Genomic DNA, 21,068 nt, shown 5'->3' with positions numbered 1-21,068 from the left:
CGTCTTTTTTGTGTCTATTAGTGTTTTTTAATTTTTAAGACTTTTACATCCATAATTATAGGAGTGTCTGGCGCTATTTTTTGAGTATCACCATAACCTCCATAAGCTAAAAACGAAGGTAACAATAATTTTGCATTTTCACCTTCTTGGATTAATTGCAAACCAGCATGCAGTCCTCTTGCAATATCAGCTTTCCCTAAAATTATTTTCTGAATTTTATTTTCGTTGTACGAATATAAAATGTGATTATCAAGATCAGTTACTTGGTATTCAAATTCGATATAATCTCCGTTATTTGCTGTTAAAGGAGTTCGTTGTCCATTGTTCGAAATCCAAAATCCAGAATTAGTTTTTACAAATTTTAAGTCAGATGTTTTCATATACTCATCAAACCATTGCAATTCTTCTTGATACAATAATTTTCCACGCTCTTGCGAACGCTTCATAAAATCGTCGTTGGAATAGGAAACAGGATATTGTATCACTTTTTGATCACAACTCATCAATGCGAAGATGGTGAAAGTGAATAAAATAACTTTTTTCATTAAATCACGATATTGGCTAATTTTTCTTGGTATTCTGGTAAAAGTGATTGGAAATATGCAATCGTTTCTTCCATGTTTAAATCAGATCTACCTCCGGCTGCATTCATGTGTCCTCCACCATTAAAATGTTTGCGAGAAAATTCATTGACATCAAAATCTCCTTTCGAACGTAACGAAATCTTAATGAAATTATGATGTGTATCTTCGATAAAAATAACTGAGAAAATAAAATTTTCTACACTTAACCCATAATTAACAAAGCCTTCTGTATCTCCTTTCTGAAAACCATTTTGCAACAAATCTTCACGTTTTAAGAACATAAAAGCTGTACGATGTTCTGGTAAAAAAGTGAGATTATTTAACGTCAAAGACAATAATTTTAAACGACCTTGTGTTTGCGAATCATTTACATACGAAGTTACTTTGTCAACTTCAACACCTTTATCGATTAATTCAGCGACAATTCTGTGCGTATTTGCAGATGTATTACGAAAACGGAAACCACCTGTATCAGTCATTATTCCAGTATAAATACATTCAGCTATACTTTTATTGATTTTGTCTAAATCATTCATTGCTTCGATAAAATTGTAGACCATTTGACAAGTCGCAGGCATTTCAATATCCGAATACATAAAATCAAACGTATCAGGTTCTCGGTGATGATCGATTAATATTTTTGGTGCTTTCGAACGTTCAACCCAGTTTCCTAAATCGTCAATTCGTTTAACCGTATTAAAGTCTAAGATAAAAATTAATTCTGCTTGATGTATAATTACTTCAGCAACTTTTGGTTTATAATCTGCAATTACAATCTCCTTCGCTGAAGGCATCCATTTTAGGAACTTCGGAAAATCATTTGGCGAAACAATGTTGCAAGTATGCCCCAATTGTTTCAAATAATGATACATAGCCAAAGTAGAACCTATCGCATCTCCATCAGGATTTTTGTGCGGTAAAATTGCAATTTTCTTTGGTGTTGATTTTAAAAGAGCTTTTAGCTCCTCGAAATTTGTCATTTGCATAGTTGCAAAGATAAACAAACAACTTAAAAAGTGGAAGTGCGAAGTGAAATAAAAAATCCTATTCGAGTTGAATAGGATTTTTGAATTTTTGAGTTAAGAAATGATTTACAAATCTCTTTTTTTAATAATCAATAAGGATAAACCTAAAAATAAAATGATGTAAAAAACATTGATTCCAAAATATTCCCATTGAATAGAATCTGGAACAAATAATTTACTTTTCATCAAGGCTTGTTGTATATCTACTGAAGGATAATCGATGATTTTTCCGTTTGAATTTAAAGGTAAATAATTTGATAATAGCTTTATTTCTTCAGGATTACTTGGTGGTTGTTTTCCAAATCGAACTAAAAATTCGATAGCTTTTACAACAGATTCTACGATGTTTAATACAATTAAAGATAAAATTGCAAAAGCACTTTTCTTTAATAAAAATGATAAAAACATGGCAAATACGATATAAGCGAAGATTTCAATAAAATATCCACCTAAAAACTCAATACCGTTCACGAAATCAAATTTTTCGCTAAAATAAGAGCCTAATCCAAAAACCAATACACCAACTAAAAAAGTTGAAATCAATGAAATAACAACATTCATTAAGACTTTTGAATTGATAAATTCTGTTTTAGATAAACCGTCTATTGTGTTTTGTTTGAATGTACCGAAAGAATATTCATTGGTAATATTATTAATAACAATAATGGCTAAAAAGAATTTTCCGAATGCAACTAACCATGTGATATTGTGCCAAATTACTGGGAACTCTAATGCACCAAGTTTAATGAAATCTATTTCAACTCCATTCATCATTGGTTTGAAATTAGGTAGTGTAATTCCCATTAAAAGAATCATCAAGAAATATAAAATGATGAAGATTCTCGTTCCTTTGTTGTAGAATAATTTGTTCCATTCTATGTTGAATAATCTGATCATGTTAATTTTGTTTTTGGATAAGTTGGAAAAATTGTTGCTCTAAAGATTCTTTGCGTTTTACTAAATGATTCACGACAATTCCTTGTTCATAAAGCATTTTGTTAATTTCTGCAGGTTCCTTTTCTTCTGCAAGCACAGCTAAAAGTTTGTTATTTTCTTTGGTTACTTTCGAAACAAAAGAGAAAGTTTTTAAGGCGTATTCTAAACTTTCCATATTTTGTGCAGCAACTTCAATACTTCCAAAACTCGAATTCATTTGGTCTACAGAACCGGCATACAACATTTTTCCTTGATTAAGCACCACTACATGCGAACATACTTTTTCAACCTCGTCTAATAAATGACTTGCCAAAATAATAGTTGTTCCTTGCTGTGCAATTTTAATAATCAACTCACGAATTTGAATAATTCCTTGTGGATCTAAACCATTTGTAGGTTCGTCTAAAATCAAAACTTCAGGATCATTTAACAAGGCTGCAGCAATTGCTAAACGTTGTTTCATTCCTAAAGAATATTGTTGAAATTTATCTTTTTTACGAGAAAGTAAGCCAACTAATTCAAGTTTTTCATCAATCTTCGCATAATTTGCTTCTTTGATATCGGCTACAATTTCAAGATTTTTTTGAGCTGATAAATAAGGATAAAATTTAGGACTTTCGATAATAGCACCAATTTTCTTCAACGAATCGTTGTCTGGTTCTTTTCCGAACCATTTCCAAGAGCCTGCTGTAGGGTTAATTACGTTAAGAATCATTCCTAATGTTGTTGATTTTCCACTTCCATTTGGTCCAAGTAGTCCATACACGTTTCCTTTCTCGACAGAAAAAGTAACGTCGTTGACAGCTGTAAAATTGCCAAATTTTTTAGTTAGTTGAGTTATTTCAAGAACTTTATTCATCGTAGTTGAATTTGTTTATCTTTATTGGTATAGTTTTTCGTTAATTTGTTACAATTTAGAATTAATTTAAATAATATGAAAACCATTTTATACACCTTATTTATCATTGTTTCGATACAGTTAAATGCGCAAGACAAAAAAGTTTATCAAATTTATAATAAGAACGAAAGAAAAACTGATTTTGGTAAAATGATCAAAGAATTATCGAAATATGATGTTGTTCTTTTTGGTGAACATCATAATAATGCGGTTAATCATTGGTTACAATTGCAGACAACAAAAGCGTTGTACGAAGTAAAAGGAAATCAGTTGATTCTTGGTGCGGAAATGTTTGAACGACATCAACAAAATCAATTAACAAATTATCTGAAAGGTACTATTTCGGATATTGAATTTCAGAAAAATACAAAACTTTGGAGTAATTATAAAACGGATTATAAGCCATTAGTAGATTTTGCGAAAGAGAAGAATTTAGATTTTATTGCAACAAATGTAACACGTCAATATGCATCCTATGTGTCAAAAAATGGTTTAGAATCGTTGGATACCATATCAACAAATGAAAAATTGCTTTTAGCGAGACTCCCAATTACGATAGATTATGAAGCACCTGGTTATCCGGAAATGATAAAAATGATGGGAGATCATGCTGGTATAAAAGCGAAACAATTTGTCGCGGCACAAGCATTAAAAGATGCAACGATGGCAGAATCTATTTTAAATAATTGGAACGAAAACGCTCTCTTTCTTCATTACAATGGAGATTATCATTCGAAAAATTATGGTGGAATTTATTGGTATTTGAAATTTTTTCGACCAAATCTGAAAATTGCAGTAATTGAAATTCTGGAAACAGCTGATTTAAATGAAAAATTATCTGTAATCAAATCCAAAAACGAAAATATTACTACAACAGAATTTATTATAGTTTTTCCTAAAGACTCACCAAAAAGCTATTAATTTTAATTGATCACAGCGTAGTTTATTGATTTTTTTTAATATTTTGCATCTTCTAAATTTTAAGTAAACAAATAAAAATACAATGGACAGAAGAAATTTTATTAAATCAACTGCAGCTGCTTCAACAGTCGCATTAGTATCACCTGACTCTTTGTTTGATTTTTCATCAAAAATCGATAAAGTGAGAGTAGGTTTAGTTGGTTGTGGAATGAGAGGGCAGGTGCATTTGGATGAGCTGTTAAAAAGAAATGATGTAGAAGTTGTTGCAATTGCTGAACCAGACCAACGAATGATAGATCGTTGTAATAAGATTTTTGCAAAACATAATAAAAAGCCTGTAACGTATTTTAAAGGGTTAGATGGTTACAAAAAATTATATTCAGATAAAAAAATACATGCAGTAGTTATTTCTACGCCTTGGGAGTTTCATGAAGAACAAACCATTGCAGCGATGAATGCTGGTAAAATTGTTGGTTTAGAAGTTTGTGGAGCAATGAATTTACAAGAATGCTGGAATTATGTAGATACATACGAAAAAACCAAAGTCCCAGTATTTATGATGGAAAATGTATGTTACCGTCGTGATATTATGGCTGTAATGAACATGGCACGTAAAGGAATGTTTGGTCAAATTTTGCATGGACAAGGTGGATATCAACATGATTTGAGAAATGTATTATTTAATGACGGTGTCAAAGCCTATGGAGGTGGCGTTGAATTTGGAGAGAAAGGTTTCTCAGAAGCTGCTTGGCGTACCAATCATTATGTGAAACGCAATGGAGAATTATACCCGACACATGGATTAGGACCAATCGGAACAATGATGGATGTTAACCGTGGAAATAGAATTACACATATTACTTCAATGGCTTCTAAACAAGCGGGATTGACGGATTATATCGTTAAAAATGGCGGTGCCGATCATCCAAATGCGAAAGTAGAATTTAAATTAGGAGATATCGTTCAAACTATGTTAAAGTGTGAAAATGGAGAAACCATCTTATTAACACACGACACTTCTTTACAACGCCCATATAACTTAGGTTTCCGTCTACAAGGTACGGATGGTATTTGGCAAGATATCGGTTCGGGCGGATTTAGCCAAGGGTTTATTTATTTTGAAGATGAAATGAAACATTCACACAAGTGGGCAAGTTCAGAAGATCATTTAAAAACGTATGATCATCCGTACTGGAAAAAATATGAAGCTCAAGCTGAAGGTGCTGGACATGGTGGAATGGATTTCTTCTTGATGAATGATTTTATCGAGTGTATCAAACAAAACAAAGAATTTCCATTTGATGTTTATGATTTAGCAACTTGGTATGCTGTGACACCATTAAGTGAAAAATCTATCGAAGGTAATGGAGCGTCTCAAGAAATGCCAGATTTTACAAGAGGAAAATACAAAACAAGAAAACCAGTTTTTGGAGCAGAAGATTATGGAATCTAAAACCTTATCATTAGTCATATTAGCAGGAGGAATGGGAAGTCGCTACAAAGGTCAAAAACAAATTGACCCGATTGGCCCAAGTAAAGAAACCTTGATGGAATATTCTATTTATGATGCGTTTTCATGTGGAATAAAACATTATGTTTTCATTATAAATGAACAATTTGATGCTGATACAAAAAAATATTTTCAAACGATAATCGAGAAAAAAGGTGGTTCGGTTGAATTTGTCCTTCAAACGACCTATACTTCAGTGCCAAGAGGTATTTATGATAAAATAGAAAAACGTGAAAAACCTTGGGGAACCGGGCATGCATTAATGATTACAAAAAATCATTTAAACAATCCATTTATCGTAATTAATGCGGATGATTTTTATGGTCGTAAAGCTTACGAAAAAGCAAACGAGTTAGTACAAGCAGAACAAATTACGGCAAATACGTACGGAATGGTTGCATATAAATTGGCAAATACAATTAGTGAAAATGGATCAGTATCTCGTGGAATTTGTACAGTGCAAAACGGACTTTTAGAGAATGTGGTAGAACGTACAAATATCTATGCCAACGAAAATGGAGAAATTGTTTTCGAAGAAAATGAACATGTCGAATCGTTGGATGAAGATGTTGCAGTTTCGATGAATTTCTTTGTATTACATCCTTCAATTTTTAGAAATTTAGAAGATAAATTTGCTGATTTTTTAAAAGAAAATGCATCACATTTGAAAGCTGAATTTTTCTTGCCAAAAGTTATCAATGATATGATCAAAGAAGATCAATTGGAAGTGATTGTACAAAATTCTGATGAAAATTGGTTTGGAATGACATATCCTGAAGATAGAGTAGTGGTTGTTAATTCGATTCAACAATTAGTAAAAGATCAAAAATATCCAAATTCACTTTGGACTTAAAAATAGAATGGAAGAAATATTAAAACATTATTTCGAAAATATTGATCAAATAGTTGTTAATCCAATCAGTTCTGGTTGGATTAACTCTACTTATGAAATCAATCAGCAAGGAAAAAAATACATTTTACAGAAAATAAATACAAAGGTTTTTCCTCATCCCGAAATTATTTCAAACAATATTCAACAAGTTTCTACTCATCTTAAAGCAAAGAATTATCCCAAACAACTCATCGAAATTATTCCAGATTTGAAAGGAAATCTTTTAGCTGTAGAAAATGAAGAAACTTGGCGCTTAACATCCTATATTTCTAATTCTGTTTGTTTTGATAAAGTAGAATCTGCTGAACAAGCTTATGAAGCGGCGAAGACTATAAGTCAATTTCATTCGTTTCTATTGGATTTAGATATTGAAGAAATTCATCCGTCGATTGATGGTTTTTTGGATTATCAAAAACGAATGCAAGATTTTAATGAAGCCTTACAAAATGCTTCAGAAGAACGATTACAAGAAACAAAATACGAAATCAATTATATTTTAGACAATGCATCAAAAGTAAAAGAATATTTAGCAATTGATTTTCCAAAACGTGTCGTTCATGCGGATGCAAAATTGAGTAATTTTTTGTTTAATAGTGAAAATCATTCACAAGCAATCGCTCTAATAGATTGGGATACAATTATGCCAGGAAACATTTTGTGCGATTTTGGTGATATGATAAGAACCTATGCGAATCTAAAACAAGAAGATGATCCAACGGCAGAAAATATTTTTGAATCAAGCTATTATGAAGCAGTTAAACGTGGGTTTTTAGAACATTTAAAAAATGATTTACAAACTGTTGAAGTAGAAAATATGGATTTTGTTGCGTATATTGTAATTTATATCCAAGCGGTTAGATTTTTAGGCGATTATTTGAATAATGATGTTTATTATTCGATTACTTATCCAAAACAGAATCTTAATCGTACGATAAATCAAATCAATTTATTAAAAGCATTAACAAAATTTCATGAAGAAACTTCGATTCGAAAAGTATAAACCTTCAGATTTTAACGAATATTACACGCTTGTTCAGGACGATGATCAAATGAAGTATATTACCGGAAAAGGTCTGAATAAAGAACAAGCAAATCATAAATTCACTTCTATTTTAGAGAAAAGCTCGGTTGATGAAAACTTAGGGTTTTTTAAAGTTTATGATGATGAAGATAATTTTTTGGGAGATTGTAAATTAGTTTATAATAAACATATCGAAAATTCGCTGGAAATAGGTTATATGTTAAAGAAAGAATTTTGGAGAAAAGGTTTTGGTACAATGGTTTGCGAACATTTACTTTCTGAATCTCGAAATAAATTCCCCGATTTGAAAGTGATGGCGGTTATCGATCCTGATAACATTGCTTCGCGAAAGTTGTTAGAAAAATTTAATTTTGAATCGTATTGGAAAGGAATCGAACACGATCTTCCAACTGAAAAATTGATTTTGAATAAAATAAAATGATACACGTAAAAGATGTCGCTTCTGCGATGGAAGAAATAGCTCCTTTGGCTTATGCCGAAGATTTTGACAATGTAGGATTATTGGTTGGTGATTACAACGATGAGGTTACAGGTATTTTGGTCACACTTGATACAACACCTGAAGTAGTTGAAGAAGCGATTGAGAAAAATTGTAATTTAATTGTTAGTTTCCACCCAATTATTTTTTCTGGTTTAAAGAAATTGAATGGAAAAACTTATGTTGAAAAAGCTGTTATGACAGCTATAAAGCATGGAATTAATATTTATGCAACACATACAGCCTTAGACAACTCTAAAGTTGGCGTAAATTTTAAAATCTCCGAAAAATTAGCGTTATTCAATACAAAGATTTTAATTCCAAAAACGCAAACACTTAAGCAGTTGATTACTTATGTTCCTACAGAACATGCAGAAACATTGAAAAATGCATTGTATAAAGCTGGAGCAGGAAAAATTGGTAATTATGATTCGTGTGGTTTTACCGTAGAAGGAAAAGGAAATTTCAGACCAATTGATGGCGCAAATCCGTTTATTGGAGAAGTAGGCAAGTTAGAAACGGTAAATGAAACGCGAATAGAAATTGTGATGCCACAACATTTGGAAGGTGATATTATGAACGCTTTATTTAAAAATCATCCGTACGAAGAGGTTGCATATTCTGTTATTTCATTGAATAATTTAAATAATTATGTAGGAATCGGAATGATTGGTGAATTGGAAAATGAAATGGATGAAATGGATTTTTTCAATTATCTAAAATCACAGATGAATACGCCTGCCATTCGTCATTCGAAATTATTGAATAAAAAAATTAAAAAAGTAGCAGTACTTGGTGGGTCTGGTGCTTTTGGAATAAAAAATGCAATTTCGGCCGGAGCGGACATTTATATTACTGCAGATTTGAAATATCACGATTTTTTTACTGCTGAAAATAAGCTTGTTTTGGCAGATATTGGACATTTCGAGTCAGAACAGTTTACAAAAAACTTAATAACTTCGTATCTTAAAGAAAAATTTACTAATTTTGTGGTCTTTAATTCTGGAATTAATACCAATCCTGTTAATTATTGTTAACTATGTCTGAAACAAAAAATATCAAAGAACTAAGCGTCGAAGAAAAGCTTCGCGCGTTATACGACTTGCAATTAATTGATTCACGTTTAGATGAAATCAGAAACACAAGAGGTGAATTACCTTTAGAGGTTGAAGATTTGAGCGACGATGTTGCACAATTAGAAACGAGAATCCAAAAAGTAGTTGACGAAACGAAAGGTTTGGATGAAGAAATTAAATTGAAGAAAGAAGCAATTAAAAATGCAGAAGCTTTAATTAAGAAATACACAAAGCAACAAGATAACGTTCGTAACAACAGAGAGTTTGATGCTTTAGCAAAAGAGGTTGAATACCAAGGTTTGGAAATCGAATTAGCTGAAAAACGTATTCGTGAGTTTACAATCAAAATTCAACAAAAAAATACTCAAATCGAAGAGTTTAACACAAAATTAGCTTCGATGAAAGAGCATTTAGAGCACAAAAAAGCGGAATTAGATACAATTGTAAAAGATACAGAGAAAGAAGAAAATACATTAATGAAATTATCTATTGAGTATTCTGCTAAAATCGAACAAAGATTATTAGACGCTTACAACCGCATTAGAGGTTCTGTTAAAAATGGTTTAGCTGTTGTTCCAGTTCAACGTGGTGCTTCTGCTGGATCTTTCTTTACAATTCCACCTCAAAGACAAATGGATATTGCTCAACGTAAAAAAATTATTGCTGATGAGCATTCAGGTCGTATTTTAGTTGACTTGGAATTGGCTTTAGAAGAGCAAGAAAAAATGGAAATTGTCATCAAAGGATAATCTTCATTCTTAAAATATTTTATTTAAAACCAAAGTGTTGCATCATTTAGCAACACTTTTTTTTATATCAATAATTAATGTTCTAATTATTTTAGCACGTTATTTGTATTGAGCAAACAAGATTAGTTTGAAAATTTAGAAATTATGAAAAAAATTATATTTTTAGCAATGTTAGCTGTCTCATCAATTACGTTAACATCATGTATTAATGATGATGACGGGTATTATGATTATGTACCTGATGTTGTAAACGTTGGTGAGATCAATTATGATGGTGTTTCGTTTCCGCTTAGAAATGCAGTTGTTGCGGATATTGAACAAGCAGATGGGGGATATTATTATAGTGTAGAGTTATCGACGAATCCTGTTCCTAAAAATGGTAAATTGAATGGATCTTATCTGTATTTAGAAGTTTACCAAAGAGACGATTTGAAATTTAACGGTACATATGTAACAGAATCTAATGAAAGAGGATTAGATTATATTGAGTATTATGAAAATCCGATTATGCAAGATTATGTACCCGTACTAAATTCAGGTTCATTTGCCTTATTAGATTCAGATTTTTCTTCTGGCTCTATTAATCTTACAAATTATTCTGATCCTTATGGTAGAAGTTTATTATCATCTAATTTTGCGCTAAGAGTAGTAAACGGAAAAACGTTAACAGGTGATTTTGATGGATTATTTGAATTTATTCAATTATACAACAAATCGGCAAAAGGTGAAGTAAGTGCAAAGTCAGCTTCTACGAATAGAGTAAAATCAGGTGTTAGAAGACCTTCAGCAAGAAAATAAAATTTGATTATCAATCATAAAAAAATCCGCTACAAATAGCGGATTTTTTTTATTGAATAAAGTTTTTTAAGCTTCTATTTCTTTTTCACGATTTTTAGGGAAACGTCTGTAACCTTTCAAATTAAATCTAAAATCTTTTTTCGTAGGACGAACAATAATACGTAATGAGGAATCATTCGTAAAATATGTTTGTGCCCAGTTTAAGAAAATAGCCAGTTTGTTACGAACTGTTAAGATTAACATCAAGTGTAAGAACATCCAAGTAAACCAAGCTATTCGTCCAGAGAATGAAAACTTAGGTAAATCTACAACTGCTTTACGCTTACCAATTGTTGCCATAGAACCTGGATCTTGATATTCGAAAAAAGTTAATTTATCTTCAGATAAACCTTGCCCCAATTTGTCAAAATTCTTAGCCAATTGTACAGCTTGGTCTCCAGCAACACGTGCTAATTGAGGATGTCCATGAGGGTACTTCGGTGTTTCCATCGAAGCAATATCTCCAATTGCATAAATGTTATTTGTTCCTAAAACTTTAGACGTACGATCTACTTTCAAACGATTTCCTCGTTGTAAATCTTCTCTTGCAACAGCACCTTCAGGCACATTTCCCATAACTCCAGCAGCCCAAATCAAATTACGAGTTTTGATTGTACGACCATCTGCTAAAGAAATTGTTTTTCCATCATAGTCTGTTACGCGACCATCTGTCCAAACATTAACACCCATATTCGTCAAATATTCGTAAGACTTTTTGTGTGCTAAATCAGACATAGGACCTAATAAATTTGGACCTCCTTCAATTAAATAAATATTTAATTTAGAGAAATCTAAATCTGGGTAATCTTTCGGAAGAATAAATTTTTTCATTTGCGCAATTGCACCTGAAAGTTCAACTCCTGTTGGTCCTCCACCTACAACGACAATATTCATTATTTCTTCCAATTCTTCAGGAGTTTCTGCAGAATATGCACTCTCGAAGTTTGTTAGTAATCGATTTTTAAGCGTTAGTGCTTCATTCGTCGATTTCATTGGGAATGATAATTCCTCAATTTGTTTGTTCCCGAAGAAATTTGTGGTACATCCCATGGCAACAACCAAATAGTCATAAGAAAAATCACCAATTGTGGTTTCAACTTCGTTTTTCTCTTTGTTAATTCCAGTTACTTCTGCTAATCGTACGCTTACATTTTTACTGTTTTGAAAAACTTTACGTATCGGGAATGAAATATCACTCGCGTTGATAGCAGCTGTTGCAACCTGATAAAAAAGAGGTTGAAATTGATGGTAATTATAGCGGTCAATAAGTGTAACAGAAAAGTGTGGGTTATTATTTAATTTACGGGCTAATTTAAGTCCGGCAAATCCAGCACCTAAAATGACAATCTTTTTCTTTTCCAAAATTCACTTTTTTGTAAAATTACGAACAAACTAAGAAACAATGCAAGATTTATTAAAAATTATTCTGAACCTTAGAGATTTACTATGATATCGGATTGATTATTAGATTTTTTAAAATTTATGTTTTTTGTCAGCTTTTGATAAAATGTTAAAAACATTTATGATTTAACGATTTTCGTCTCGTTTTAAACTTGAAAAATGAGATGAAATAGAAATTATTTTAAGGTAAATCATTTTAAGAATTGAATCAAATTGTCGAATTTTAGTCAAAATTATATTTAAAAAATACAGGTTATGAGTAAATTATTTGAACCGATTAAAATAAATGAATCAATTTCATTAAAAAATAGAATAATCATGTCGCCAATGTGTCAATATTCTTCCGAAGATGGCTTTCCTAATGATTGGCATTTTCAGCATTATGTTTCTCGTGCGGTAGGAAATGTTTCGGCGATTATTATAGAAGCTACAGCAATTGTTCCCGAAGGTAGAATTTCATATGGAGATTTAGGGATTTGGAAAGATGAACACATCGAAGCTTATCAAAAAATTACAAAAGAAATTAAACGTTACAATTGTGTTCCTGGAATTCAATTAGCGCATGCAGGACGTAAAGCAAGTACTGAAATACCTTGGAAGGGTTATCATCAAATAAAATCAAACGAAGAAAATGGTTGGAAAACGGTTTCAAGTTCAAACTTACCTTTCAATGAAACAGATGAAATTCCAAATCAATTATCAGTTGATGAAATTAATGCAGTAACAAAAGAATGGGGAAAAGCTACAGAACGTGCTATAAAAGCTGGTTTTGAGATTATAGAAATTCATGGTGCACATGGTTATTTGGCTCATCAATTTTTATCGCCATTGATTAATAATCGAACAGATGAATACGGTGGAAGTTTTGAAAACAGAATTCGTTTTGTTTTGGAAATTGTTGATGAAATAAAAAAATACATGACGACTCAATCACTTTGGATTCGTTTATCCGCTTCTGATTGGGCTGAAAATGGATGGAATTTAGTAGAAACAATAGAATTGTGTAAAATTCTGAAATATAGAGGTGTTGAAGTAATTGATGTTTCGTCTGGAGGTGGAGTGAGTCATCAAAAAATTGAAGTGAAGAAAAATTATCAAGTTCCATTTTCTAAAGAGATTAAAAATCAAGTAAATGCTATAACAGGAGCAGTTGGATTAATTTTTGAACCCAATCAAGCAGAAGAAATTTTACAAAATAATGAAGCAGATTTAATCTTTTTAGGAAGAGAATTGTTAAGAGATCCTTATTTCGCATTGCATGCAGCGAAAGAGTTAGGAGAAGACATTAAATGGTTGCCACAATATGAAAGAGCAAAAAATAATCATTACAAATAAATAGATGTTAACATTAAATAAAATTCATCACATAGCAATTATTTGTTCCGATTACCAAAAGTCAAAACAGTTTTATACTGAAATTTTAGGGTTTGAAGTTGTACAAGAAGTTTATCGAAAAGAACGTGATTCTTATAAATTAGATTTAGCTTTGCAAAATTATTACTGCATCGAATTATTCTCTTTTCCAAAACCAGCAAAACGTATTTCTCGACCAGAGGCCTCTGGCTTGAGACACATTGCTTTTGCTGTTGGGAATATTGAAAATGAAGTTGAAAAACTAAAGCAGTTAGAAATAAAGGTAGAACCAATTCGTGTGGATGAATACACGCAGAAAAAGTTTACTTTTTTTGAAGATCCTGACGGTTTACCTATAGAATTATACGAAGAATAAAAAAATAAATGGTACAAAAGAGTTTACTTGCTTTAGCAATGGGAGGTTTAGCCATCGGAATGACGGAATTTTCGATGATGGGAGTTTTAGAGGATTTTGCAAAAGATTTGAACATATCAATTCCAAAAGCAGGGAATTTTATATCAATGTATGCGATGGGTGTAATGGTTGGCGCTCCAACATTAATCATGGCTACAAGTAAGTATTCACCTAAAAAAGTATTGATATTTTTTATGTTGTTGTTTACTATTTTTAATTCACTTTTTGTCATAGCTCCAAGTTACACCACATTATTAATTGCTCGCTTTATGTCTGGTTTGCCTCATGGTGCATTTTTTGGAGTTGGCTCTGTTGTTGCAGCACAATTAGCTACTAAAGGAAAGGAAGCGCAAGCGATATCAATCATGTTTGCAGGATTAACTTTTGCCAATTTAGTAGGTGTTCCTTTGGGGACAAAATTAGGGCAGTTGTATTCTTGGCGTTTAACATTCGGAATTGTAGCAAGCCTTGGATTAATCACAATGTTAGCCATATCGTTATGGGTGCCTAATATCAAAAATACAAACAAAGGAAGCTTGATAGAACAACTTAGTTTTTTCAAAAAATGGGAAGCTTGGGTTTTAATCGTTATGATTTCAATCGGTACATCTGGTTTATTTGCTTGGATTAGTTACATCTCTCCATTAATGACAAATGTCGCAGATTTGCCAAAAACACAGGTTCCTATTATTATGACATTAATTGGTTTGGGAATGTTTGTTGGAAATTTTATTGGAGGAAAATTAGCCGATACAATGTCTCCAAATAAAGCAGCAATTATATCATTTGCGTCAATGGCAGTTTGCTTAGTTATTGTTTATTTTACGTCACATATTCAAGCAATGGCATATATAATGTCGTTTATTACAGGATTGATCGCTTTTACAATTGGTTCTCCAATTCAAATGATGCTAATCAATAATGGAAAAGGATCAGAAACTTTAGCAGCAGCAGCTGGACAAGCGAGTTTTAATATTGGAAATGCGTTAGGTGCATTCTTAGGAGGAATTCCAATTGCATTGGGATTAGGTTTTAATTCGCAATTATGGGTCGGGTTTATAATGGCAGCTGTAGGAGCTATCATCGCAGCACTATTTTTTCAATTAAAATCAAAAAAAATATAAATCAAGAATTACTTGATTAAAAAAGGGATGTTCTATAGAGCATCCTTTTTTGTTTATATTTGTATTAAATACGCTAAAATGGACAATTATAAAGCTCTTATCATTGATGATGAACACTTTGCTCAACAAGGGTTAAAGAAAATTATTCAACATGCTTTACCTAATTTTTTTAAGTTGATTGATACCGCAAGTTCTGTAAAAGAAGGTGTTGAAAAAATAAAAGAAAATCAACCTGATATTGTTTTTTTAGATATTCAAATGCCAGATGAATATGGCTTCAAATTATTTGATTATTTTGATGACATTACTTTTGATGTGATCTTTACTACAGCTCATTCAGACTATATTTTACAAGCAGTTAATCAATGGGGATGTCTGGGATATTTGATGAAACCAATCGCAATTTCAGATTTGAAAATTTTATTGAATCGTTTTGTAGAACGTCAAAGTCAATTGAATCATAATAATGAAGTAGTTAATGTCAACGACGATTTTGAAGAAGAAGTTGAAACAGAAAATTTAAAAGATACCTTTAAAAATGAACATGGAATTATTTTTATTCCATCTATAACAGAAGTCTTGGTTCTTAAAATAGACGATATCATTTATTGCAAAGCAGACGATAGTTATTGTACGATATTTACAAAAGATGATGCATATATGGTTACAAAAACCTTAAAAGAAGTCGAGAATTTAATTGATCAAACTAACTTTTTTCGCGTCAATCGTTCATATTTGGTCAATATAAATTTTGCTAAAAAATTCGATAAACGAAACAATGTATTGATTCTTGCATGTAAACCAAAAGAAGGCGGATCAAATTTACCTGTCACGTCGCTTGGCTATAAAATAGTATCAAATGTGGTTTCGTAACTTCATTCTACTAATCACTATTTTTTGTTCAAATTGGCTTTCTGCGCAATTTGTCCTTACAAAACAATATACCTATGAGAACGGTTTACCTGCTAACGAAATTTTAAGTATTTACAAAGATTCACGGAATATTGTTTGGGTTGGTACTCGTTTTGGTGTTTTTGTAAAGGATATGGATAATTTCAAAATTATGAAGAGTTTTGAGAAAGTTCAGTACAATAATATTTGGAAAATTATCGAAGACAAAGATCATAATATTTGGTTTGGAAGCTATGGACAAGGAATATTGAAATTTACCGGTCAACAATACGAACTTATTAATACATCTAAAGGATTAGTTTCGGATAGGGTGCGTAATTTGTTATATTTGAATGATTTAATCTATATTGCTACTCAAGGTGGAGTTTCTATAATTGATACAAAATCAAAAAAAATTTATAATCCAGCTTTCGAGAAAAACAACAATATTGTATTCGAGGCTGTCTCTTTTTTTGAGTATCAAAACAAAGTGTATGTTACCACAATTGATCATGGTGTGTACGAAGTTCAACCGAATAAATTAAAATTAGCCAATTCCTATAATCGTATTAATTATAGCTTTGTGGATGAAAATAAACTGTATTTATCTTCAAACAAAGGTCTAAAAGTAATTCCAATCAACGATTTTTTAAATCATAAAACGAATTTTGAAACCTATGATTTACCAGTATTTAGAAACCATAATAAATCTGAAAAACGACAATCTATTTTACTTGCAGGTTATGATATTGGCGCAGGAAACGGAATAATTGCGGAGCTAAGGAATAATCAAATTTTAAATCAAACCGACAAGTTTAGAATTGCTTCAGATTTCCCATATCGTATTTTTAGTAGCAAAACAGATGATTTGATTTATGTAGGAAGTGCTGATAAAGGGCTTTTTGAAGTTCATTTTAATCATTTTTTAGAGTTCTCGACAATTGATAATAAGCGAATAATTGAAACTTTTAAAATCAACAATACACATTATTTTCTAACACCAGAAGGACTTTATTTTAAACAAAATGATGTTGTCAATAAATTGATAAAAAGAGAAGAATTTTATGATTATATGCTTCGTAATAAAGCAAAATATAAAGATTTTCTTAATCAGTCGAACAAAGATTTTTACGAAATCGATTTCAATTTAAAAGAAAAAAATCTTCGGTTTTATAAACTAATTATTCATGGAAATTCGTTTGTTATTGCTACAAATTTGGGCCTTTTTGAATTGGATTTTGAAGGAAATTTCAAAAGATATTTACCAAACAGAACAAGTCAGTTTACGTTTTTTAACAATCAATTTATTCAAACAAGTCCTGTCGGAGGAATTTTAATTTTTGAAGATTTTAATTCGTTGAATTATCGTGCCTATTCACCAGAACAAGGAAACGTACCGAAAGATGTGGTATCGATTTGTAAAAATAAAAAGGCTGTTTTTTTCGGCTCTTCTTTGGATGGATTGTTTAAATATGAAAATGGAAAATTTGTTTCGTATTTAGAAAATAACCAGTTTACAGAATCAAAAATTAAAATGATAAAATGTATTGGCGATAACCTTTTGATGGTTGCGACAGAATTTGCGAAAGTATACATTTTAGAAGTGAAAGGAGATGAATTGAAAACTAAAAAAATGTTTGATATTCGTCAAATTGGAGGAGAAAATATCAGTTCGATTGATATTTTTGATGAAAGTATTTTAATCGGAACGAATCGTAATTTATTGGTTTTTAATAAGGGAAAAACTTATATGATTAGTAACGAACAAGGTTTTGTCAATAAAGATATTCATTCATCAAATTTTGATGGAAAAATTGTGACACTTGGAGTTGAAAACGGATTTTATAAATTGAATTTAGAAAATTTGTTTAAACAAAATAATCATCCGAAAAAAGTTATCATTACAAGTTTTAAAGTGAATGATGAAGATTATGGAATTGATAAATTTGCATGGTTTGATTTGATTGATAAAAACTTAAAACTGAAAAATAATGAAAATAATGTCACCATTAATTTTTCTGTTGTTGATGTAAATTTTGCTCAAAATTTTAAATATCGTTATCGAATTAATCCAGATGAAAGTTGGAACGAATATTTTGGAGATGAGACAATTCATTTACGAAATTTACAATACGGAAAGTATAAAGTTCAGCTCGAAATTACAGATACCAATAATGGAACAAAGCAAATTATTGACCTTATTTCGCTTGATATTGACGAACCTTTTTATTTGAATATTTATTTTATTTTATCATCTATTCTTGTTGTTAGTTTAATTATTTATCGATATAATGCAAATAAAATCAAAACTTTAAATAAGTTTAACCAATTAAAAATTAATCAATTGAATGAAAAGAATCGACAAGAAAATCAACGATTGTTGTTGGAGCGTCAATTGACAGAAACTAAATTAACAGCGTTACAATCGCAGATGAATCCGCATTTTATTTTCAATGTTCTGAATTCTATACAGTTTTATATTTTGGACAATGATATTGATAATGCATTGAATTCGCTTGGTCGTTTTTCTCATTTAATTCGTCAAATGCTGAATCTATCAACAAAAGATGAAATTAGTTTGAAAGATGAAATTGATTTTTTAAAATTATATGTTGAGGTAGAAAATTTTAGATGGAATAATAAGATACAATTTACTATCGAAAAAGATGAAAATGTAGATATTCATCGGATTAAAATCCCTCCAATGTTGATTCAACCTATTATCGAGAATGCGTTTGTTCATGCGTTTGATCAATACAGTTTACAACCAACTATTAACTTGAGGTTAGCTTTGCAACAGAATTTCTTAGAAATTACGGTAGAAGATAATGGAAAAGGAATTTTGAATCAGGAAAAAGGTAATAAAAATTACGAATCAAAAGCGTTGAAAATTATCAACGAACGATTACAACTGTTAAATCACAATTTAGATGAGAATATTTTTATTTCTTTTCAAGAAAAAGGGACAAGAGTAAGGCTGATTTTAAAAATCATTTAAAATTTTCACCCGATTGGTTGCTAATTTCACCTTGCTAAAAATACAATTTACGAAGTTAGATTCCGTTTTTTGTGATAGAATATATTCAGTATCTATATTTGTGTATCGATTTCAAACTAAGTATTAAACTTAGATACTTCGTTTTCTAAACCTATGAAGACATCATAAGTATCTTAAAAGTTACATTTTTTCGACGTGTGAGTCAAAAAATTTTACACCAGGAAGCTACTGCAAAGTAGCTTTTTTTTATCTTTATACCTATGAAAAAGGTACAATTAGGAAATACAGACTTAGAGATCGAGCCAATTTTTTTTGGAGGAAACGTTTTTGGATGGACATTGAATGAAGAAGAATCATTCCGAATTTTGGATGCTTTCATCGATAGAGGATTTAATGCCATAGATACTGCAAATAATTATTCTTATTGGGTTCCTGGTAATGTTGGAACAGAATCAGAGAAAATAATTGGAAATTGGTTAAAGTCAAGAGGCGGTAGGGATCAGCTTGTTTTGGCAACGAAAGTTGGTGGACGAAATATGATTCAAGATAAACCAAATACAACCAAAGCACATATTCTAAAAGAAGTTGAAGAGTCACTTACTCGTTTACAAACAGATTATATCGATTTGTATCAAACACATTATGATGATGTCAATACACCTGTAGAGGAAACTTTATCAGCCTACAATCAATTAGTAAAAGAAGGAAAGGTTCGCTTCATTGGAGCGTCAAATTTTTCTTCAGAACGTTTGGGTGAATCTCTTGATAAATCAGAGCTTTATAATTTACCTCACTATAAGACGTTGCAGCCTGAATACAATTTGTATGATCGTCAACATTTCGAAGAGTTTTTGCAACCAATTGCTGAAAAATATAATTTAGCGGTAATACCTTATTATAGTTTAGCAAGCGGGTTCTTGTCTGGAAAATATAGAAACGAAGAGGATTTGCAAAAAAGTTTGAGAGGTGATGGAATAAAGAAGTATCTAAATGAAAAAGGTTTTCGAATTTTAGATGCATTAGAAACAATTTCTAATCGATACAATATCTCATATTCGGCAGTTTCGTTAGCTTGGTTATTAGAACAAAAAACGGTTGTTGCGCCAATTGCAAGTGCTACAAAAGAGCAACATCTTGATGCTTTTGTTGAAGCTGTTAATGTGAAATTATCTCATGATGATGTAAAACTTTTAACAGAGGCAAGTAATAATTAAATTGTTTTAAATTCATAAAATGAAAGATTTTACTTCTGAAATTAATTATAAAACTGCAAGGAGTAGTGGAGCTGGAGGACAGCATGTAAATAAAGTTGAAACAATGGTTTTAGCTAAATGGCATGTTTTCGAATCTCAATTTTTTTCAGATGAAGAGAAGGCGATGATTTCAGAAAAATTAAAAAATAAAATTAATGCTGAAGGTTATTTACAACTAAGTTCTCAACAGTCACGATCGCAATTAGATAATAAAGAAAAAGTGACAAAGAATATGATGGAATTGGTTGAAAAATCATTGATTATACCGAAGTTTAGAAGGAAAACAAAACCTACGAAAGCTTCTCAACAAAAAAGATTGAATCAAAAGAAACAACTCGCAGAGAAAAAAGACAGTCGTAGGTTTAGGTATTAAAATTAAATACGATCCATTAGAAATATCAAAGCACTACATTGTAGAACTGCAATAAGGATTATTTTAAAAATAAAAGATTTTTTTCTTGTTTTGTGACGATAAATTTGCATAGACATTAATGAGCCTATGGTTCCACCAATTAATGTAATTAAACAAAGCGTCCATTCGGAAACTCTTCGTTTTCCTAAAATTGAGTTTCTTTTATCTATTTTGAATAGAAGAAACGCTATGGCGTTAATTGTAAGTAAAGCAATAATTAAAAAAGTAGTCATGTTATTAGTGTGTAATTTGAAAACTAAATTAATTAATCTT

Annotated in this window: 21 protein-coding genes; 15 read left to right on the top strand and 6 right to left on the bottom strand. The window is 30.9% G+C overall.

The annotated features are described in order from the left end of the window. Window positions 1-17: 17 nt before the first annotated feature. The 4 genes from NZD85_RS03435 to NZD85_RS03420 all read right to left on the bottom strand — a co-directional run bounded on the left by NZD85_RS03435 (window position 18) and on the right by NZD85_RS03420 (window position 3,404). A complete protein-coding gene (locus NZD85_RS03435) occupies window positions 18-545 on the bottom strand; it encodes an FKBP-type peptidyl-prolyl cis-trans isomerase (protein WP_260543418.1) in 528 nt (175 codons plus the stop codon). Next, window positions 545-1,570 (bottom strand): DHH family phosphoesterase, encoded by a 1,026-nt coding sequence (locus tag NZD85_RS03430; protein WP_260543417.1) that lies wholly within the window; start codon window positions 1,568-1,570, stop codon window positions 545-547. The genes NZD85_RS03435 and NZD85_RS03430 overlap by 1 nt, the downstream gene beginning before the upstream one ends. 105 nt (window positions 1,571-1,675) lie before the next feature. Continuing rightward, on the bottom strand, window positions 1,676-2,506 hold the full coding sequence (locus tag NZD85_RS03425; protein WP_171621676.1) for an ABC transporter permease: 831 nt from the start codon (window positions 2,504-2,506) through the stop codon (window positions 1,676-1,678). Window position 2,507: 1 nt separating this feature from the next. Continuing rightward, window positions 2,508-3,404, bottom strand: coding sequence for an ABC transporter ATP-binding protein (locus NZD85_RS03420; RefSeq protein WP_260543416.1), 897 nt, complete (start codon window positions 3,402-3,404; stop codon window positions 2,508-2,510). A 75-nt stretch (window positions 3,405-3,479) separates the two neighbouring features. Here NZD85_RS03420 and NZD85_RS03415 point away from each other — a divergent pair, with 75 nt between their 5' ends. The 8 genes from NZD85_RS03415 to NZD85_RS03380 all read left to right on the top strand — a co-directional run bounded on the left by NZD85_RS03415 (window position 3,480) and on the right by NZD85_RS03380 (window position 10,909). Then, window positions 3,480-4,364: a ChaN family lipoprotein gene (locus NZD85_RS03415; protein WP_225541587.1), complete on the top strand. Its 885-nt coding sequence runs from the start codon at window positions 3,480-3,482 to the stop codon at window positions 4,362-4,364. An 82-nt stretch (window positions 4,365-4,446) separates the two neighbouring features. Then, on the top strand, window positions 4,447-5,817 hold the full coding sequence (locus NZD85_RS03410; RefSeq protein ID WP_260543415.1) for a Gfo/Idh/MocA family protein: 1,371 nt from the start codon (window positions 4,447-4,449) through the stop codon (window positions 5,815-5,817). Further along, a complete protein-coding gene (locus NZD85_RS03405; RefSeq protein WP_260543414.1) occupies window positions 5,807-6,727 on the top strand; it encodes a nucleotidyltransferase family protein in 921 nt (306 codons plus the stop codon). The genes NZD85_RS03410 and NZD85_RS03405 overlap by 11 nt, the downstream gene beginning before the upstream one ends. A 7-nt stretch (window positions 6,728-6,734) precedes the next feature. Further along, entirely contained in the window at window positions 6,735-7,766 is a 1,032-nt protein-coding gene (locus NZD85_RS03400) for a phosphotransferase enzyme family protein (RefSeq protein WP_260543413.1), read from the top strand. Continuing rightward, window positions 7,738-8,229: a GNAT family N-acetyltransferase gene (locus NZD85_RS03395; protein WP_171621681.1), complete on the top strand. Its 492-nt coding sequence runs from the start codon at window positions 7,738-7,740 to the stop codon at window positions 8,227-8,229. Before NZD85_RS03400 ends, NZD85_RS03395 begins: the two co-directional genes overlap by 29 nt. Then, window positions 8,226-9,323 carry a Nif3-like dinuclear metal center hexameric protein gene (locus NZD85_RS03390; protein WP_221411921.1) on the top strand — a complete coding sequence of 366 codons (1,098 nt, stop codon included), beginning with the start codon at window positions 8,226-8,228 and terminating at the stop codon, window positions 9,321-9,323. The genes NZD85_RS03395 and NZD85_RS03390 overlap by 4 nt, the downstream gene beginning before the upstream one ends. Before the next feature lie 2 nt (window positions 9,324-9,325). Beyond that, complete coding sequence (locus tag NZD85_RS03385; RefSeq protein WP_171621682.1) at window positions 9,326-10,111, top strand: zinc ribbon domain-containing protein; 786 nt, start codon at window positions 9,326-9,328, stop codon at window positions 10,109-10,111. A gap of 144 nt (window positions 10,112-10,255) precedes the next feature. After that, the gene (locus NZD85_RS03380) at window positions 10,256-10,909 is read left to right on the top strand and encodes a hypothetical protein (protein ID WP_260543412.1); all 654 of its coding nucleotides are present in this window, start codon (window positions 10,256-10,258) and stop codon (window positions 10,907-10,909) included. A gap of 66 nt (window positions 10,910-10,975) precedes the next feature. Here the strand turns inward: NZD85_RS03380 and NZD85_RS03375 are convergent, their stop codons facing one another. Beyond that, a complete protein-coding gene (locus NZD85_RS03375; RefSeq protein WP_260543410.1) occupies window positions 10,976-12,310 on the bottom strand; it encodes an NAD(P)/FAD-dependent oxidoreductase in 1,335 nt (444 codons plus the stop codon). Between the two features lie 294 nt (window positions 12,311-12,604). On the opposite strand from NZD85_RS03375, the gene NZD85_RS03370 reads away from it, so the two are divergent. The 7 genes from NZD85_RS03370 to arfB all read left to right on the top strand — a co-directional run bounded on the left by NZD85_RS03370 (window position 12,605) and on the right by arfB (window position 20,756). Continuing rightward, window positions 12,605-13,684, top strand: a complete 1,080-nt coding sequence (locus NZD85_RS03370; RefSeq protein ID WP_260543408.1) for an NADH:flavin oxidoreductase/NADH oxidase — start codon at window positions 12,605-12,607, stop codon at window positions 13,682-13,684. Between the two features lie 4 nt (window positions 13,685-13,688). Beyond that, window positions 13,689-14,078: an SMU1112c/YaeR family gloxylase I-like metalloprotein gene (gloA2, locus tag NZD85_RS03365; protein WP_260543406.1), complete on the top strand. Its 390-nt coding sequence runs from the start codon at window positions 13,689-13,691 to the stop codon at window positions 14,076-14,078. An 8-nt stretch (window positions 14,079-14,086) separates the two neighbouring features. Beyond that, window positions 14,087-15,241 (top strand): MFS transporter, encoded by a 1,155-nt coding sequence (locus NZD85_RS03360; RefSeq protein ID WP_260543404.1) that lies wholly within the window; start codon window positions 14,087-14,089, stop codon window positions 15,239-15,241. 78 nt (window positions 15,242-15,319) lie between these two features. Further along, entirely contained in the window at window positions 15,320-16,114 is a 795-nt protein-coding gene (locus NZD85_RS03355; RefSeq protein ID WP_260543402.1) for a LytR/AlgR family response regulator transcription factor, read from the top strand. Then, window positions 16,101-19,130: a sensor histidine kinase gene (locus NZD85_RS03350; RefSeq protein ID WP_260543400.1), complete on the top strand. Its 3,030-nt coding sequence runs from the start codon at window positions 16,101-16,103 to the stop codon at window positions 19,128-19,130. Before NZD85_RS03355 ends, NZD85_RS03350 begins: the two co-directional genes overlap by 14 nt. A gap of 260 nt (window positions 19,131-19,390) precedes the next feature. After that, window positions 19,391-20,344, top strand: a complete 954-nt coding sequence (locus NZD85_RS03345; protein WP_225541576.1) for an aldo/keto reductase — start codon at window positions 19,391-19,393, stop codon at window positions 20,342-20,344. A gap of 19 nt (window positions 20,345-20,363) precedes the next feature. After that, on the top strand, window positions 20,364-20,756 hold the full coding sequence (gene arfB / locus NZD85_RS03340; RefSeq protein WP_225541575.1) for an alternative ribosome rescue aminoacyl-tRNA hydrolase ArfB: 393 nt from the start codon (window positions 20,364-20,366) through the stop codon (window positions 20,754-20,756). Window positions 20,757-20,758: 2 nt separating this feature from the next. On the opposite strand, the gene NZD85_RS14750 is transcribed toward arfB, so the two are convergent. Continuing rightward, window positions 20,759-21,028 (bottom strand): DUF1294 domain-containing protein, encoded by a 270-nt coding sequence (locus NZD85_RS14750; protein WP_188320150.1) that lies wholly within the window; start codon window positions 21,026-21,028, stop codon window positions 20,759-20,761. Between the last annotated feature and the right edge of the window lie 40 nt (window positions 21,029-21,068).

The organism is Empedobacter stercoris, assembly GCF_025244765.1.
GTDB lineage: Bacteria > Bacteroidota > Bacteroidia > Flavobacteriales > Weeksellaceae > Empedobacter > Empedobacter stercoris.
The sequence above is the reverse complement of the archived record's forward strand: the minus strand, read 5'-3'. Positions and strand labels throughout refer to the sequence as shown.

Coding starts and splice junctions, on each gene's coding strand:
- NZD85_RS03435 (WP_260543418.1), bottom strand. CDS start 545: ATGAAAAAAGTTATTTTATTCACTTTCACCATCTTCGCATTGATGAGT.
- NZD85_RS03430 (WP_260543417.1), bottom strand. CDS start 1,570: ATGCAAATGACAAATTTCGAGGAGCTAAAAGCTCTTTTAAAATCAACA.
- NZD85_RS03425 (WP_171621676.1), bottom strand. CDS start 2,506: ATGATCAGATTATTCAACATAGAATGGAACAAATTATTCTACAACAAA.
- NZD85_RS03420 (WP_260543416.1), bottom strand. CDS start 3,404: ATGAATAAAGTTCTTGAAATAACTCAACTAACTAAAAAATTTGGCAAT.
- NZD85_RS03415 (WP_225541587.1), top strand. CDS start 3,480: ATGAAAACCATTTTATACACCTTATTTATCATTGTTTCGATACAGTTA.
- NZD85_RS03410 (WP_260543415.1), top strand. CDS start 4,447: ATGGACAGAAGAAATTTTATTAAATCAACTGCAGCTGCTTCAACAGTC.
- NZD85_RS03405 (WP_260543414.1), top strand. CDS start 5,807: ATGGAATCTAAAACCTTATCATTAGTCATATTAGCAGGAGGAATGGGA.
- NZD85_RS03400 (WP_260543413.1), top strand. CDS start 6,735: ATGGAAGAAATATTAAAACATTATTTCGAAAATATTGATCAAATAGTT.
- NZD85_RS03395 (WP_171621681.1), top strand. CDS start 7,738: ATGAAGAAACTTCGATTCGAAAAGTATAAACCTTCAGATTTTAACGAA.
- NZD85_RS03390 (WP_221411921.1), top strand. CDS start 8,226: ATGATACACGTAAAAGATGTCGCTTCTGCGATGGAAGAAATAGCTCCT.
- NZD85_RS03385 (WP_171621682.1), top strand. CDS start 9,326: ATGTCTGAAACAAAAAATATCAAAGAACTAAGCGTCGAAGAAAAGCTT.
- NZD85_RS03380 (WP_260543412.1), top strand. CDS start 10,256: ATGAAAAAAATTATATTTTTAGCAATGTTAGCTGTCTCATCAATTACG.
- NZD85_RS03370 (WP_260543408.1), top strand. CDS start 12,605: ATGAGTAAATTATTTGAACCGATTAAAATAAATGAATCAATTTCATTA.
- gloA2 (WP_260543406.1), top strand. CDS start 13,689: ATGTTAACATTAAATAAAATTCATCACATAGCAATTATTTGTTCCGAT.
- NZD85_RS03360 (WP_260543404.1), top strand. CDS start 14,087: ATGGTACAAAAGAGTTTACTTGCTTTAGCAATGGGAGGTTTAGCCATC.
- NZD85_RS03355 (WP_260543402.1), top strand. CDS start 15,320: ATGGACAATTATAAAGCTCTTATCATTGATGATGAACACTTTGCTCAA.
- NZD85_RS03350 (WP_260543400.1), top strand. CDS start 16,101: ATGTGGTTTCGTAACTTCATTCTACTAATCACTATTTTTTGTTCAAAT.
- NZD85_RS03345 (WP_225541576.1), top strand. CDS start 19,391: ATGAAAAAGGTACAATTAGGAAATACAGACTTAGAGATCGAGCCAATT.
- arfB (WP_225541575.1), top strand. CDS start 20,364: ATGAAAGATTTTACTTCTGAAATTAATTATAAAACTGCAAGGAGTAGT.
- NZD85_RS14750 (WP_188320150.1), bottom strand. CDS start 21,028: ATGACTACTTTTTTAATTATTGCTTTACTTACAATTAACGCCATAGCG.